The organism is Roseovarius carneus (genome assembly GCF_020141465.1).
Taxonomy (GTDB): Bacteria; Pseudomonadota; Alphaproteobacteria; order Rhodobacterales; family Rhodobacteraceae; genus Roseovarius; species Roseovarius carneus.
On the sequence record NZ_JAHSPD010000001.1, the window covers coordinates 537,991 to 554,172 of the forward strand.

14 protein-coding genes are annotated in these 16,182 nt (G+C 61.1%); 4 read left to right on the forward strand and 10 right to left on the reverse strand.

Features of this window, described 5'->3' with window-relative positions:
• Positions 1 to 8 precede the first annotated feature (8 nt).
• The 8 genes from KUD11_RS02745 to ubiA form a co-directional block, all read right to left on the reverse strand.
• Positions 9 to 1,124, reverse strand: a complete 1,116-nt coding sequence (locus tag KUD11_RS02745; protein ID WP_109386812.1) for a flagellar basal body P-ring protein FlgI — start codon at positions 1,122 to 1,124, stop codon at positions 9 to 11.
• Complete coding sequence (locus KUD11_RS02750) at positions 1,121 to 2,128, reverse strand: flagellin (protein WP_109386810.1); 1,008 nt, start codon at positions 2,126 to 2,128, stop codon at positions 1,121 to 1,123. Before KUD11_RS02750 ends, KUD11_RS02745 begins: the two co-directional genes overlap by 4 nt.
• Positions 2,129 to 2,131: 3 nt before the next feature.
• Positions 2,132 to 3,577 carry a flagellar hook-associated protein FlgK gene (gene flgK, locus KUD11_RS02755; RefSeq protein ID WP_181375317.1) on the reverse strand — a complete coding sequence of 482 codons (1,446 nt, stop codon included), beginning with the start codon at positions 3,575 to 3,577 and terminating at the stop codon, positions 2,132 to 2,134.
• Between the two features lie 69 nt (positions 3,578 to 3,646).
• A complete protein-coding gene (locus tag KUD11_RS02760) occupies positions 3,647 to 4,951 on the reverse strand; it encodes a flagellar hook protein FlgE (protein ID WP_109388317.1) in 1,305 nt (434 codons plus the stop codon).
• Between the two features lie 123 nt (positions 4,952 to 5,074).
• Positions 5,075 to 5,911, reverse strand: a complete 837-nt coding sequence (locus tag KUD11_RS02765) for a flagellar motor protein MotB (RefSeq protein WP_109386806.1) — start codon at positions 5,909 to 5,911, stop codon at positions 5,075 to 5,077.
• Between the two features lie 207 nt (positions 5,912 to 6,118).
• Entirely contained in the window at positions 6,119 to 6,445 is a 327-nt protein-coding gene (locus KUD11_RS02770; RefSeq protein ID WP_109386804.1) for a hypothetical protein, read from the reverse strand.
• On the reverse strand, positions 6,442 to 8,373 hold the full coding sequence (locus tag KUD11_RS02775; RefSeq protein ID WP_109386802.1) for an OmpA family protein: 1,932 nt from the start codon (positions 8,371 to 8,373) through the stop codon (positions 6,442 to 6,444). Before KUD11_RS02775 ends, KUD11_RS02770 begins: the two co-directional genes overlap by 4 nt.
• 63 nt (positions 8,374 to 8,436) lie before the next feature.
• Entirely contained in the window at positions 8,437 to 9,402 is a 966-nt protein-coding gene (gene ubiA / locus KUD11_RS02780; RefSeq protein ID WP_109386800.1) for a 4-hydroxybenzoate octaprenyltransferase, read from the reverse strand.
• Positions 9,403 to 9,413: 11 nt separating this feature from the next.
• On the opposite strand from ubiA, the gene KUD11_RS02785 reads away from it, so the two are divergent.
• The 3 genes from KUD11_RS02785 to KUD11_RS02795 all read left to right on the forward strand — a co-directional run bounded on the left by KUD11_RS02785 (position 9,414) and on the right by KUD11_RS02795 (position 12,131).
• Complete coding sequence (locus tag KUD11_RS02785) at positions 9,414 to 10,157, forward strand: 16S rRNA (uracil(1498)-N(3))-methyltransferase (RefSeq protein ID WP_109386798.1); 744 nt, start codon at positions 9,414 to 9,416, stop codon at positions 10,155 to 10,157.
• On the forward strand, positions 10,154 to 10,690 hold the full coding sequence (locus KUD11_RS02790) for a hypothetical protein (protein ID WP_109386796.1): 537 nt from the start codon (positions 10,154 to 10,156) through the stop codon (positions 10,688 to 10,690). The genes KUD11_RS02785 and KUD11_RS02790 overlap by 4 nt, the downstream gene beginning before the upstream one ends.
• A 70-nt stretch (positions 10,691 to 10,760) precedes the next feature.
• Entirely contained in the window at positions 10,761 to 12,131 is a 1,371-nt protein-coding gene (locus tag KUD11_RS02795) for a glutamate--cysteine ligase (protein ID WP_109386794.1), read from the forward strand.
• A 6-nt stretch (positions 12,132 to 12,137) separates the two neighbouring features.
• On the opposite strand, the gene KUD11_RS02800 is transcribed toward KUD11_RS02795, so the two are convergent.
• Both KUD11_RS02800 and KUD11_RS02805 read right to left on the reverse strand, forming a co-directional pair.
• Positions 12,138 to 13,076 (reverse strand): flavin reductase family protein, encoded by a 939-nt coding sequence (locus KUD11_RS02800; RefSeq protein ID WP_109386792.1) that lies wholly within the window; start codon positions 13,074 to 13,076, stop codon positions 12,138 to 12,140.
• Positions 13,077 to 13,328: 252 nt separating this feature from the next.
• Positions 13,329 to 14,678: a polysaccharide biosynthesis/export family protein gene (locus KUD11_RS02805; protein ID WP_181375316.1), complete on the reverse strand. Its 1,350-nt coding sequence runs from the start codon at positions 14,676 to 14,678 to the stop codon at positions 13,329 to 13,331.
• Positions 14,679 to 14,968: 290 nt separating this feature from the next.
• Here KUD11_RS02805 and KUD11_RS02810 point away from each other — a divergent pair, with 290 nt between their 5' ends.
• On the forward strand, positions 14,969 to 16,165 hold the full coding sequence (locus KUD11_RS02810; protein WP_224380283.1) for a sugar transferase: 1,197 nt from the start codon (positions 14,969 to 14,971) through the stop codon (positions 16,163 to 16,165).
• Positions 16,166 to 16,182 lie beyond the last annotated feature (17 nt).

Sequence of the window (16,182 nt, forward strand, 5' to 3'; positions counted from 1 at the left end):
AGTCACCTTCACCGCACAACAAACTCCGCATGAAGCGCACCTGCCGCCTTGATGCTCTTGAGGATATCAATCATGTCGCGCGGCGCCACGCCCAGTGCGTTCAGGCCCGCCACAACCTCTGACAGGGTTGTCCCCGGTGCCACCTCCGCAAGGCTGATGCCCGGCTCCTGCTCAATCTCAGCATCCGTGCGTGGCACGATCACTGTCTCTCCTTCAGCAAAAGGATTGGGCTGCACCACAAGCGGTGCTTCACGCACCCGAAGGGTCAGGTTGCCTTGCGACACCGCGATCCGGCTGATTCGCACATCATCCCCCATCACAATTGTGCCAGAGCGTTGATCGACCACAACCCGCGCCTTGCGCTCGGGCGCTACGGTCAGGTTCTCAACTTCGGCCAGCGCATGTGCTGGAGATTGCAGCCGGGTCCGCGTGATATCGAGACGCACTGTCCCTGAATCGAGCATCACCGCCACAGCGCGTCCGAAATTCTGGTTAATCACCCGCTCAATCCGACCGGCGGTGGTAAAATCCGGTTCCCGCAGAGCAAGGCGCAACGTCGAAAGACTATCGAGGTCGAAGGCGATCTCACGCTCGACCCGCGCACCGGATGGGATCGTACCGGATGTCGGAACACCCTGCACGACTTCGGCAGCATCGCCACCAGCAACCGCGCCACCGGCAATGATCGTGCCTTGTGCCACTGCATAAATCTGTCCATCCGCCGCGTTAAGAGGCGTCATGATAAGCGTACCGCCCAGAAGGCTGTTGGCATCCCCAATCGCCGATACGGTCACATCAATCTGACCGCCTGCACGCGCAAAAGGCGGCAGGCTCGCCGTCACCAAAACTGCCGCCACATTCTTGGGGCGAAACTGCTCACCCGTCACGTTGACGCCCAAACGCTCTAGAATGTTGGTCATGATCTCCTCGGTAAAGGGCGCATTTCGCAACCCGTCCCCGGTGCCGTTCAGCCCAACAACAAGGCCATAGCCCACGAGATCATTGCCGCGCACACCATCGAACTCCACCAAGTCCTTGATCCGGATTTGGTTAGCCTCAGCACTTGGCGCGGCAATCCCCAAAACCAAAAAGGCTGCTACTAAAAGACGGGTCACATAAGTCATAGAAAATTCACCAGATTGAGGCGCGAGTTCCGCGCGGTAAGGGTGTAGAGCGTCTCAAGTTGACGCTGCACATCTTCCAGTTTGCTGGCTGTCTCGAATATGTCGACCGACAAAAGGTCGTTGCGTGCCATGGAGAGGCCAGTCAGCTCGGTTGATATCCGCGTCGATGACTGCTCGATCCGGGCCTCGGCGAAGCCCAGATTGGCGCGTATATCGGTGATGGCGTCTATTTGAATACGCATGCCGTCGCTCGCACCGCGGAGCATGGCAAGCCGCCCATCCGTATCAAGACCAAGCGCCGGATCATCCGCCAATGACGCCTTGGCAAGATCCTTCATTGCCGCCCGCAAACTGGCATCATCCGCACGGATCGAGAGCTGAACCGTCTCACCATTTCCCAGCGCCTGCGGCGCCAAATAACCACTTCCGCCTTGATAGATCAGGGTCTCAAATTCGCCACCCGCATCCATGAAGAACGCCTCAAGAGCGGCGTCCACAGCCACGGCATCCGACGCGCCAGCCATCGCCAGCCGCGCCTCCTGAAGGATAGCGTCCGCCCCCAACAAAGGCGCGTTATTCAGGGCGGTTCCAGCAAAGAGCGGCCGCCCCGCCACATCGGTATTGAGAGCAGCGACGATGGCATCCAATGCCCCTCGCGCCCCCTCGGCCGTGGCAGAAATCGCCGTGGGGGAATTCGATTGCCCCGCCAATGCCACCACACCGGACACGTCAGTCAGAGCGTCCTGAACCTGCCCCAATGCAATTTGCATGGAAGAGGCCAACAGAGCGGCCTCCGCCGTCGCACTTTTGTAGCTGGATTGCACGACCATCTGATGCTCGATATCTGCCAATTGACCAAAGCTGCCACCGACCGCCTGTGCGACATTGGTGGCCTGACCACTCGACAGCTCCTGCGTCAGGCGGCTCAATTGCAACTGAAGCATGCTGCTCTGGCGACGTGAGGCAAAACTCTGCGCCATGTCACCGATTGAAGTTAATGTCATGGTTTAAATCCTCAGAAGGGTTTCCATCATTTCGTCCAGCACTTGCAGCATGCGTGCGTTGGCGCCGTAAGACTGCTCGATCAGCAAGAGAAGTTGCAACTCGGCGTCGCTATCGACCCCGTCGGAGAGCAAGCGCTCTTGCAGCTCGGATTGCTGGGCGGCGGCGAAACTGGTGTTGCGATCCTCGGTTAGCTGCGCTTGCGAGATGCGCGAAACCATATTGCTCATGTGCTGCACCGACGTCGCCAATCCGACCCCCAGATCACCCGACGCCATTGCGCTGCGTTCGGTCAAAGCGCCACCAAAGGCGCTAAGAAGTGTGGCGTCACCCGCTGGCCCCGGCGTCCCAGCGCCCAACCCATCACGCAGGCGCCAGACCTCGCCCGCCTGCGCAGGGTTCACCAGATCGTTGAGCGCCATGCGCCCCGAGATGCCAACCTCATTGGCGGGATCAAACACTACGCCCGCATCCGTAAACACCCCCGGATCGCCAGGCGCGCGCGTAGCGTCCAAACCAGGGGCCTGAAACCGCTCGATCATGTCACGAGCCAGCGCATCAAGCTGCGTCTGCGCATTCACGGCCAAATCATCGCGCACCTCAAAAAGCGCCTGTAGCTTGCCACCTGCCAGAGGGCTGCGATCTGAGCCTGCGTCGATTTCGCGCCCATTGATCGTCAGCCCCGTCAGTAGGCCATTCTCAGCTGTCATATGCGGCATGATCACGTTGGACGGTTCAAAGCCCAGCGTCGCCACTGTGCCATCCACCAAGAGCGCGCCACCAGGGGTCATAAGGGCGATACCGCCATTGCCGCGCGCGACCTCGCTCACCGGGACAAACTCGGAAATCCTGTCAACGACCACTTGCCGCTGATCTTCGAGGCTGGAGGTGTCAAAACCGCCGATCCGCGCATCAAGAATTTGCGCGTTAAGGCTCTGAACCTGCCCAAGCGCGGTGTTGACGGAGCGCACGGCAAAGGCAATCTCGCCCTCAGCATCCATGCGCTGCGCCTGCACCGCGTCCGAGGCGGCAACAAGCCCTTTGGCAAGCTCTTGCCCACGCTGTGCAACGGCCTGAAGCCGATCATTGGCATCAGGCCGGCTGGCCGCGCTCACGAGGCTGGCCTCTAGCGCCGCTATCCGCCCGCTGAGCGAGCCCGGCTGATCCGGTGTACCCACGTTCGATTGTAGGGATTGCAGGAAGGCGGTGCGCGTCTCTGCCCTCGCCAAACCGCCATCGGCCATGCGCCGATCGCCAAGGGTGCCGCTATCCACATTGCGTGTGATACCAACAATTCGCGTCCCGCCATTGCGCTCAGAGATAAGCTCCACATCGCGGCGGCCATAGCCATCGGTCTGAATATTCGCAAGGTTCGAGGCAACGATTCCAGCGGCGCGGGAATTGGCCGTCAGACCGCTCAACGCACTGCTCAGGGCGGAGGAGATACTCATATGATGGCCTTTCATAATGGAAAATGGAAAGGGGAGGGCTTCAGGACCACCCTCCCTCAAATCAGGTCATTACCGTTTGATATTGGTGGTTTCCTGAAGCATTTCGTCCACCGTCTGGATCACTTTGGCATTGGACGAATAGGCGCGTTGGGTCTGGATCATGTCCGTCAGTTCACCGGCCACATCCGTGGCGCTTTCTTCGCGGGCGAAGGCAACGACATCACCTGTGGGTCCATCACCCGCATTCCACAGGAAGAATGATCCGCTCTCAGGCGAGGGCATAAATGTCTGCTGATCCAGAGAGACCATTCCGTTGGGATTTGGCAAATCGACCAGCGGCACCTGATAAATCACCCGCGTGATGCCGGTATCAAAAGAGGCATGGACGAAACCGTTCTCGTCGACCTTCGCCGAGGTCATGTTGCCCACGGGCGACCCATCCTTGGAGATCGACAAAGGCGCAAAACTGTCCGACAGCTGGGTCAGGCCGTTGGATGTGCCCAAGCGCCCAATATTCACCTCCATGGGCCCGCCCGCGACGGTCACGATGACAGAGCCTGTCGCGCCGTCATAGGCACCGCCCAGCCCGGCAGGCGCCACCCCCAAAAGAGTGCCGCCCGATGCACGCGCATCGTCAAAACTCAGCGTATATTCCCCGATAACGGCACCGCCTTGCGCCGAATCCATAAGGCGCATGGTCCATTCATTGGAATCGCCCGCTGCGGGGACAGTTGGCGTAAACTCGATCAGTACATTCTCGGACTTTCCAAGATTGTCGAAATACTCCACCGAAAGCTGCCGCGGCGTGCCATCGCCAGCGGCGTTGGTGTCCACAGCCGGCAAGTTCAGACCCAGCGTGATTTCTGTCGTCGGCTCCCCGGTCAGCTGATTAACATTGATCCGAACAGGCTCAAGCCCATCGGCCGTGTCACGGGGGAATTCCGGCACAGACCCATCTGGATTGGCAGGCCAACCCAAGAGGACAAGACCGCTATCGGTCTTTAGAATGCCCTCTGCATCCGTGCGGAATGATCCCGTAGAGGTCAGCAGCATCTGCTGCCCCCCATTCCCAGCTCCCACCTCGGCCGAACGCGCGACAGGCAACATGCCTCGGCCACGGACCGCAAGGTCAGTTGCGTTATTCGTAGTGACGAGAGAGCCGCCTTGATCGACCAACCGCTGGGTCGAGGCGCGCACGCCACCTGCCGAATATGAGCCCCCCCCGCCGCTGATCACCATGGACTGAAAATCAGTTTCGACCCGTTTGTAGCCAAACGTGGCCGAGTTCGCGATATTGTCCGAAATGGAGGCCAAGCGCGAAGCATTCGCACTGAGCGCTGCCACCCCGGCATTGAGCGAGGAAGAGATTGTCATGGATACGCCTTTCTGCTGCATCGACTGAATTCGAGCACAAGGCATACGCCCGCTCGTTTAACAGCGCGCTAACAGATAAAATGCGAGACAATCTGCTCCGGCCCGGACAGCCCAAGACAATTATCAATCGGAGCGCAGGAAGATCACCTCCAGCCGGTTGTTGCGCACGGCCATCGGATTGCGCACCGCCGGATCGCGGTCCGCATGGCCCGTCATGCGCTGCACGCGCCCCTCACCAAGGCCGGTGCGATCCAGTAAAAGCCGCATTGCATTGGCCCGCTCGGTCGACAGATCCCAGACCGGGTTATCCTTGAGAATAACGGGGGCGGCAGCGATATGGCCTTCCACGGAAACGCCGTTAAAAACCAACGCGCCCACCTCGACAATCACCCCGGTCAGCGCCTCCAACAGCGGCGATGGCTCCGCACTTCCTGTCGCAAAAAGCTGCGCCCCCGCACTGTCAAAAAGCTCCACCACAAGCCCCTCATCGGTCACTCGCGTGATGATATGACGAGCCAGTTCGCGCGATACCATGCTCTCGCCATTGGTACCTTTCAGGGCCGTATCGAACGCTTGCTGAAGCTCTGCCATCCCCTGAGCGTCCTGTGCGGACACGCCAGTTTCACCGCGCGCCTTATCCGATTCGGTCGTGTGTTTCTGCGCAGCCCCGCGCCCATCGCTAAGCTGCGTATCCTCGGAAAACACGCTGTCTCCGCCAAAATTTCCGTCACCACCGCTTGAAATGCGGCTGATCGGGATCGTCGGGCTGAAATAATCAGCCAGACCTTTGCGTTGCTTTTCCGTTGTCGCGTTCAACAGCCACATCAAAAGGAAAAACGCCATCATTGCGGTCACGAAGTCGGCATACGCCACCTTCCACGCACCACCATGGTGCCCGCCACCTTTGACAACTTTCTTTCTCTTGATGATGACTGGCGCCGCATTGCTCTGCGCACTCATGCTCACCACCTTGTTTACTCACCCAAGGCAATGGGTATCAGAGCAGCCCTTACTGCGGCCTTAACGTCTAAAACCTGACACGTTTTCCTTAACGGCCCGCCATCAGGCGCAGCCTCGTCAACCGCGAGACAAGCCGCTCACCGGGCTGTGCACCCGCTGCATCAAGGCACCAATAAGCACCTCGAAACGCAAACATTTCGCTTGTGATCAGCCCGCGCTTTGCCCCTCGATATGGGCGCGCATATGCTCGGCTTCCTGACGCGCCTCGCGCAAGCCTTCCATGGTCGCGGCAAGCTCGGCCTCGGTCTGGTTCAGCTGATTGGTCAGCTCCGCTTCGCGCTGCTGCAAATAGGTGATCGCCTGATCGCGAGTCTCTTCGGCTTCATGCAGCTCCTGGGCCATCCGGTCCAGCTCGCCTACATCCGATTGCGACACGCGGGTGAACCGGTGCACCAGCCAGTTGGCGAACCAACCCAGCGCAAAGGCCACAAAGAGAATGATCGCCGTGGCGAAGATAAACTCGGTTCTGTTCATTCGGCGGCACTTTCCTCGGCGGGATCATCAGCAGGCTCAGCGGCGGTGTCTTCGACCGACGCCTCTTCATCGCCGTCCTGCTCAAGGCTTTCAAGCCCTGTTTCCCGCTCGGGCACCGGCTCGGGGCGGATCAGCTTGAATTCGATCCGCCGGTTCAGCTCGCGCCCCTCTTCGGTATCATTATCCGCAATCGGCTCCGCCTCGCCATAGCCCACGGCGGAATAGCTGGAGGTCAGCACCCGGCGGGCACGCAATGCATCCAGAACCGCATTGGCCCGCTTCTGGCTCAGGTCCTGGTTCATCGTCTCGCGGCCTTGGCTGTCGGTATGTCCACCGATCTCAATGCGGATGTCACCACATTTATCCAAAATCTCAGCGATATCGTCCATGATCGCGGCATTCGCACCCTCAATCTGGACCGAGCCCGGCTCGAACGTGATCTTGCGCTCTGATTGGATGGCTTGGATCATCGCGATACATTCCTCCGGCTCGGGGATGCTCGCGATGGGGTCCAGCTCTTCTTTATAGGTCACGTCGATGTCAAACCGCCCGGCCTCGCCCAGATTGCCGGCCAAAAGCCCAGCGATTTGCGCGCTGGCATCCTTGCGGCCCGTATTGCCCGTGACCCGCACCAGATCGGGCGTCACCGTCACGGCACCGTTGGACAGATAGGGCAGCGCCTCAAGCCCGGTCAGAACCCGCACAGGCCAATCGGGCGGCAGCCCATCGACCACACGCGCCTGCGTGTAAACGCTGTCGGTGGTGAAGCGCGCCTTGGCAAAGCTGTCGACGGTGCCCAAAAGCTGCGGATTGCCCAGCTTGCCGCGCAGCTGCACCAACCCCTCAGGCGAGAGTGTCGCCACAAAATCAGGCACCACGGGCGCGCTGTCATCCTCGGGGGGCGGCAAAACGGCCTTGAGCGCGAAGACATCTGGCAATTCGTTCTGAAGCCCACCCACGATATCGTCAAATCGGCTCTCATTTGTGCCCGGTGCTGCGATCAGGGCAATATCGGCATCGGCAAATGTCACGCTGCCGCCGCCCAGCTGACCCAGCGCACGGATCGCCTGCGCCGCCGCATCGCCCCATTCCGGGGTTGGCACGCCAAGGCCAATGACGCAATCAGGCACGCGCCCCAGCCCCGCATCGCGGGCAGCGGCCACAATCTCGCGCTTGGCATCTTCCGTATCGGCAGAGCACGCATCGAACCGCGCCGCGCCATCCACGATCAAGAAGCGCAGCGTGAACGGCGTGATCACCGGGCGCGGTGCGGCCACGTCCAGCGACACTGTGATCTCGGGCGGCACCCGACGCATCAGATCGGATTCCAGCGTCAACTTCTCGCCCGGTGTGTCGGTCATGGTCTTGATCTCGACCCGCCCGGCCTCGATCGACACTTTGGCGCGCGGGAGCATGGCAAGTGCGCGCAACGCATACTCAACCGCCGGGTTCCAATTGCCCGCAACGGGATAATCCGCCGTCTCCAAAAGATCTGCCACGTCCGAGCCATCCGCCGCGTCATAAATCCGTTGCATCAAACGCTCACGGTCCGTGGCCGCCGGGATCAGGCCAATGAGCGAAATCCCCGCATCATTGCGCAAAATCTCCACCGAGAAGCGCGGCGGGGTCAAAATGGCGCTGTCCTCGACCAGCATCTGATCAATCACGCGGGCCGATTCGACCACCGTGCCCGCAAGCTGGATCGCGTTGAATCGCGTGGCCTCGGTCGGTGCTGTGCCGCCCAGAAAGACCTGAAGCCCATCCGTATCCACCTCGGCCCATGTCAGGCCGCCCTCGTCCAATGCGTCGCGCACGCCGGACCGCGATGTGTCCTCAATCACTGTCACTGCGAACCCCGCCGCCACCCAGCACACGATTCCCGCTGCAACGAATGTGCCGGAAATCGTGAAAACAGAGGAAAGGCGCATGGAAGAGTCCGATACCTTGGAACGGTTAGGCACGTGTTTAGGCCCGCGCGGGGCCAAGTTCAATCAAAGGAAAAGTGCGGCGGCGAAAAACGGCAGGGGCAAAAGGCCCGCGTCGCGGTTGGAGCGAAAGAGCACCAGAAGCCGCGCACCATCGGAGGGATCAAACCGTGTGAGCTGCCAGAGCAAATGCAGCCCCAGCGCCCAAGGCCCCAGAAGAGCCACCATAAGCGCAATCGGATCTGCCTCACGTAGCGCGAGGATCACAGCCGCCGTCATCAAGGCCACGCTCAAACCCAAAAACCGCCGCAGCCACAGCGGCGTTTGTTCCGCAAAAAGCCGCGCGGTGGATTTCACGCCGATGAGCGCGTCATCCTCGGCATCTTGATGGGCATAGATCGTGTCGTAGAAAAGCGTCCACGCAATGCCCGCCAGATAAAGGATCACCGCGGGCCATTCGAGCTGCCCAGTATGTGCCGTATAGGCCAGAAGCGCGCCCCAGTTAAACGCGATCCCGAGGAAAACCTGCGGCCACCATGTGAACCGCTTGGCAAAGGGATAGACGCAGACCGGGGCCAAGGAGATCACCCCCAGCAGGATCGCCGACGGGTGAAACGTCAAAAGGATGCAAAACGCCACAAGGGCTTGCAAGATCAGCCATGCAAACGCGCCCTTCACGCTGACCTGCCCGGAGGGGATGGGCCGGGAGGCCGTGCGCGCCACCGATCCGTCGATATGGCGGTCGGTGATGTCGTTCCACGTACAGCCTGCACCGCGCATCAAAAACGCACCGATGCCGCAGCCTATGAAGATCCACAAATCATGCCAGCCCGCCTGCCCCGTGGAGAGCATCGCAAGCATCAGCCCCCACCAACATGGCAAAAGCAAAAGCCACGTGCCGATAGGGCGGTCCGCCCGGCTGAGCCTGAGATAGGGGCGCGACCATGCAGGTGCGCGCAGGTCAACCCAGTTGCCGTGCACGGCATCTGCCACCTGATCTGCCGGCTCTGGTATTGGCGCTTTCTGGCTCATATGGTGCCCTCATGGCAGCAGCGAAAATCAGGCTTTATGTAGAGCACCCACTCGCGGAAGGGAATTCCATTCCGCTGGACCGCAACCAGGCACATTACCTCTTTGGCGTGATGCGGCAGGGTGCGGGCGGGCGCGTGCTGATCTTCAACGGGCGCGATGGGGAATGGCTGTGCGAGATTTCTGAGGCGGGCAAACGCGCGGGCGTTCTCAGAGCGTTGGAGCAGACCAAGCCGCTGCAAACGCCGCCCGATCTGTGGCTCGTGTTTGCGCCTATCAAGAAGGCGCGCACGGATTTCATCGTGGAAAAAGCCGCCGAGATGGGGGCCGGGCGCATCTGCCCCGTGCAGACCGATTTCACCAATTCCGAGCGTATCCGGCAGGACCGGCTTCAGGCCCATGCGGTGGAAGCGGCCGAGCAATGCGGCGGGACATATGTGCCCGAAGTGGCCGCACTGACAAAGCTCGACAGCGTGCTAGGCGCGTGGGACCCCGCGCGCCAGATCATGTTCTGTGACGAGGCGCTCGCCGGCCCCTCCTCCGCCCGCGCGGGCGTCCTCGGGGCGCGCGGCGCCGCGCGTGATCCGTGGGCCATTCTCATCGGTCCTGAAGGGGGCTTTTCGGGCGCAGAACGCTCCCGCCTTGCCGCCCTGCCCTTCGCCCATGCCGTAAGTCTCGGCCCCCGTATCCTGCGCGCGGACACAGCCGCGGTGGCGGCGCTGGCGCTTTGGCAGCAATCCCTGGGAGATTGGGCATGAGCTTTGTGCGCCCCGAAGTGGCCGCAGCCCTCACCCGATATCAGGGGGTGCTTATCGCGGGCGGGGTGCTGGCACTCGGGGCCTGGTGGGTGCTGCTGGGCAATGGCGTGATGGGGCTTGTCGGCGGGCTCACCCTTCTGGCGGGCGCGTGCCTGATGATCGCGGCGGTGCAACGGCTGCGCTTTGACGCAGGCCGCGGCGGGCCGGGCATCGTGCAGATCGACGAAGCCGCAATCGGTTATTTCGGCCCGCTCACCGGGGGTGTCGTGGCGATGAGCGAACTGAGTGCGCTCAGGCTTGACCGGACGGGCAGCCCGGTCCACTGGGTTCTGAGCCAGCCGGGGCAAGACGATGTGATGATCCCGGTAACAGCGGCGGGCGCGGAGGGTCTTCTGGGGCCATTTGCGAGCCTTCCGGGCATGCGCACGGAACATCTGCTGAGCGAATTGCGCAAAACCGGCGGCGGTGACGTGCTGATCTGGGAGCGCGGCACAGGGGACACCGCACGGATCACACATCACGCGCCACACTGAGCCGCCGGGTGGCCTTGACACCCCCCGGCATCCCCGTCACCAAAGACCGATCACAGTGCGGAGAAGCCCAATGTCCATTCCTCAGTCCGGTGGCGGGCCAATCGAACATCACAGCCAACTGGCCGAATACCTCGCCGATGGCTGCAAGCCGCTTGAGGATTGGCGCATTGGGACCGAACACGAGAAGTTCGGCTATTGCAAAGACAACCAAAAGCCCATTCCCTACGCGGGTGAGCGCAGTATTCTGTCGGTTCTTGAAGGACTTAGGGATGTCCACGGATGGGCCCCGGTTCTGGAAGAGGGCAACCTCATCGGGCTTGAGAAAGACGGCGCGAATGTGAGCCTTGAGCCTGGAGGGCAGCTGGAGCTCTCGGGCGCGCCCTTGCAGACCATCCATGAGACCTGCGACGAGGTGAATGTCCACCTGCGCGAAGTGAAAGACATCGCCGACAAGGTGGGCGTGGGATTCATCGGCCTTGGCGCCGCACCCGAATGGTCGCATGAGGACATGCCGTTGATGCCCAAGGGGCGTTACAAGCTGATGGATGCGTATATGCAGAAAGTCGGCACGATGGGCCGCTCTATGATGCGCCGCACATGCACCGTTCAGGTGAACCTCGATTTCAGCTCCGAGGCGGATATGGTCAAGAAGTTCCGCGTGGCACTGGCGCTGCAGCCTGTGGCCACCGCGCTTTTTGCCAATTCGCCCTTCTTCGACCGCGCACCCAACGGCCATAAATCATGGCGCGCACGGGTCTGGCGGGATCTGGATTCCGACCGCACGGGCATGTTGCCTTTCGTCTTTGAAGACGGGATGGGGTTTGAACGCTATGTGGATTACGCGCTCGATGTGCCGATGTATTTCGTCTACCGCGACGGCAAATACATCAATGCGCTGGGGCAGTCCTTCCGCGATTTTCTGAAAGGCGCGCTTCCGGCCCTGCCCGGCGAAATGCCGACCCTATCGGATTGGGCTGACCACCTGACCACGATCTTCCCCGAGGCGCGGATCAAGAAATTCATGGAGATGCGCGGCGCGGATGGCGGGCCTTGGCGCAGGCTTTGTGCCCTACCCGCATTCTGGACTGGGATCATGTATGACCAAAGTAGCCTTGATGCCGCGTGGGACATGGTCAAAGACTGGAACACGGCGCAGCGCGAGGCGCTGAGGATTGCGGCGTCTGAGGATGCGCTTCAGGCCAAGGTGGACGGGATCGACATGCACGCCCTTGCCCGGCAGGTGCTCGATATCTCCGAGGCGGGTCTCAAGGCGCGCGCACGATCGGGCGCGGATGGGATGATCCCCGACGAAACGCATTTCCTCAACGCCCTGCGCGAAAGCGTCGAGAGCGGGCAAGTGCCGGCCGATGAGCTTCTGGAGCGTTATTATGGCGCGTGGCAGGGCAATCTCAGCCAGATCTACGGTGAGTTTTCCTACTAAAGAGCGCTAGCTCTTTACAATCGCGCGCCCCGTCACTTGGTGAATGAGGCCCGTTTCCCCGCCATCCTTCGGCCCTTGGTAGATGCCGAACTGCCCGTGCTGATATTCCTCCCGGTAACGCGCCAGCATGGAGCGTTGCGCCTTGCTCTGAACAGCCTCAAGGGGAATTGCGCTCAGCGGCGTGGGTACGAGCCCTTCTGGCACCGGGCCGGACGCGGTACCGTGATAGACGATCACATGGCTCCCTGCCTCCTCATAGACCGCATAAAGATGGTCCAGCGTGGCCGTCAAACCAAGCGTTGCGATCTTCCGGGTGAGGCCCGACAGCGAGCACTCGTTTTCTGGCGCAAACGGGATGGAGACCGCTCCGCCCGGATGATGGCGCAGCAAAAGCGCGCCGTCGCGCTCCATAATGGCTCCAATGCGCGCGGTGCCGCTGCGGGCGGCGGCATCCACCAGACGGTCTTCCAGACCGATCGAGAAATATGAACCCTTATGGTAGCCAAGCGGCGGCGCATCATGGGTCTGGGCCGCCTCGACGAGGCCCATCAAAACCACATGATCGCCCGCATCTATCACCTCTTGCCGTGCGCAGACGAAAGTCGCGATAGAGCCGGGGATAAGCGGCAGATCATGCGCGCCAACGGTCCAATCCGCTTGGGCGAACTTGTCATCCGACCGGGACGCAAAAAGGCCGGAGACCTGCTTTTGCTCCTCCGACAGAACGTTGACCGCGAAATGCTCCGCCTCGCAAAACGCATCACAGCTGGAGGCGGATTTTGCGATGCAGACCAGCAATAGCGGCGGATCAAGAGAGACGGACGTAAAAGAGTTGGCCGTAAAGCCACGCGGCGCGCCATCCCGCCCGCGCGTCGTCGCTATCGTCACACCTGTTGCAAACTGACCAAAGGCATCGCGTAGCGCGCGTTTTTCCGCATCGGTCATTGGGTTAGTCCTAATTTCAGCCTGAAGGTTGAGTGTAGCGCGCAGCGCGGGGCGGAACACTCCGTTTTTGATGTTGTCGCCGATTGAATGCGGCTGATAGCATCAAAATCCGTCGCGAAAAAGGCGCGCATCACGGGTATCCGGGGATTTGGGCCGTGCACGGCGCCCGCTGCGTTTCGCAAGCAGGCGCGGCGTACAAAGCCAACGCCAGAGAGGCTCTGCGAGACGCCCCTCACGCATCAAAAGCAATAGCTACTCGGCCAAAGACGCGCCCGTGGTGATCAATGTTGGCACAAACTGGCTCAGCACACGGTTCCAGCGGGTGATCGGCTGTTCAGCGATGAAAATCACGTCATTGGGGCGCATCTCCATCCGGGTGGCCAGAACGATATTGGCCGCATTGGAGCCATCCAGATGCCATGCGTTGATCAGATCAGGATTGCCCGCCTCAGGTGCGGCGCGCAGCACGAAAATCTGGCGGGGGTTGGCCTTCTCGGTGCTAAAGCCCTCGTTGGAGAAAAGCGCGTCCGCTAGGCTTGCATCATGCCCGAAGGGCAGCGCGAAGCGGGATGGGCGGCGCACTTCGCCAGTCAGATAGACATAATCGCGCTCCACCGCATCAAGCTCGACCTGATCGCGGAAATTGCTGCGGGCCTCGTCCAAGGCGGCGCGGCGCAGGCTCACCTCTGTATTCAGCTCGGCCAGCGCTTGCGCGCGCGCCCGCTGGCGCAGATCGGCCAGCGATATCTGCTCCTGAAAATAAGCCTGCGCGCGCTCCAACTCATATTCAGTATCCACAAACACGCTGTCACCGCCCTGAAGCGGAGTCTTTTGCAGATCGGCCCGGCGCAGATATTCAGGCAGCGGAATCTGGTAAAGTGTGCCGTCGCGGTAAATCCGGATAGACGCGAAATCCATATCGCGCGTGTCGATCCCGCCTGCCGCCGCAATGGCCCGGTCCAGCGTCAGAGGCGTCAATGTAACCGGCACGACCGTCGGCTTGGCCAGCGCGCCACCCAGCGAGACCTGCCGGGAATTAAACTCGGCGATCTCAAGGCTGAAGCTGGGGTCGATCTGGTTTTCAACAAGGCTCTGGAAAAGGGCAGCCTCCGCCTCCTCCAACGTGAGACCAGCGATTGGCACGCGCCCGACGTCAGGAATGGCGATCGCGCCATCATCCTGCACGGTATAGCCCTGACGCGCGTTTTGCGCCGCCAGAAGCCCGCTCAGCTCTTCCACGGTATTACCAGCCGTCTTGGTCGCCAGAAGCAGCACATCGCCGACGCCAATCTCATAGGCACCAGCGGCTGGCGCAGGGGGCAGGCGCATCTCAAGGCTGGTGGGCCGGGTCTGCCGATCCAACGAAGGGGCCGGGGCCGCATTCGCAGCACTCGCCGCCGCGCCGCCACCCGCAGTGGCGCGAAACGCCGCTGGCAGCGTCTTGGGCTGATAGGTGGAGCTGTTGGCCGCCCGCACGCTTTGCGCAGTTAGCGGCACAACACGCACGGCACCCTCGGCCTCTGTCACCTTAGGTGAAATATAGACCGCGCCACAGCCCGAGAGCGCGCCAAGCCCGATCACCACTGCAAGATGTTTCAACATGTCTCTGCCCTGTCTTTGTCGCGCGTGCTGTGGGCCTCAGACATGACTGAAATCGCCTTAATCTCGCAAGACCAATGGGATGAACGTCCTTGCAAAGGTTCCGGTTTGTGACCGCGATGTCGCATTAAACCTGTCACATCGCACTCAGGCCTCGCACTTGCCACAGGCTATACGGAGGCTTTAACCCAAGATAAATCAACTGTAACGTGTAATTTTATCAAAGTGGCAGCTTTTCATGGCACGGCCTCAGCCCGCCACAGCCGCCTTAATGGAGACGCGTGTTGAAAATCGTGATCACCGGGGCGTCCGGCTATGTGGGTAGGGAGATGATCCCTCTTCTGGAACAAGGCGGCGCAGAACTCCTGCTGGTCGGCCGCGACGTGGCAAAGCTGCGGCAGCTTTTTCCCGGCTGCGCCTCCTGCACGGTGGAAGGGTTGGCTGACACCGCGGCGGGCTACGACGCGCTGGTGCATCTGGCAGTGGTCAACAGTGATGCGCAGGTGCCTGACGCCGTTTTCCATTCCGTGAACGTGGATCTCACCCGGTGCATCGCCGAGATTTGCGCGCAAGCTGGCATTGGGCGGTTCTACAATATCTCCTCGACCCACGCTTTGGACCCACAGAACAACACAGCCTACGCCCAGAGCAAACGCGCGGGCGCCGCAAGCCTGAGGGGCGTCACCGGCCTCCATGGGGTCAATCTCTACCTGCCCTTCGTGCGGGGCACACAGTGGAACGGCAAGCTCGCGTTTCTGAACCGTCTGCCTCCGGTTTTGGCAGGGCCACTGGCGTCCTGCCTACTGGCGCTAAAACCATCGGTGCGCGTGGAAACGCTCGCCAAATTTATTCTGCACCCGCCAGGAAGCGGTCCCGATGCCACCATCCTGTCGGACGGGCAAAGCGGCAATGTCGCCTTCACAGCCCTCAAGCGTCTCATGGATATTCTCTTTGCGCTCAGCGTCATAATCTTCCTGTGGTGGGCGCTGTTGATCGTCTGGGTCTTGATCCGCTCAGGCTCACCGGGTCCGGGACTTTTCGCACAGGAGCGTGTGGGGCAGCATGGCAAGACATTCCTGTGCTACAAATTCCGCACCATGCAGGAAGGCACAGTCGAGGCAGGTACCCATGAGGTCCCTGCGGCCTCCATCACCCGGATCGGGCATTTCTTGCGGCGCAGTAAAATTGACGAACTGCCACAGGTCTGGAACATCCTGCGCAATGAGATCAGCCTGATCGGCCCGCGCCCTGGCCTGCCGGTGCAAACCGCCCTCTTTGAGGCCCGTAGGTCCCATGGTGTCTTTACCACCAAGCCCGGCATCAGCGGCCTCGCCCAGATCAACGATGTAGACATGAGCAACCCCGAGAGGCTGGCAGAATGGGATGCCCGCTACATCGCGCTGCAATCCCTGCTCTTGGACGCCAAGATCATCCTCGCAACCCTCAGGGGCAAAGGGCGTGGCGACCGGACAGCGACGCCAGAGGCGTAAGGCCACACGCATTCCCT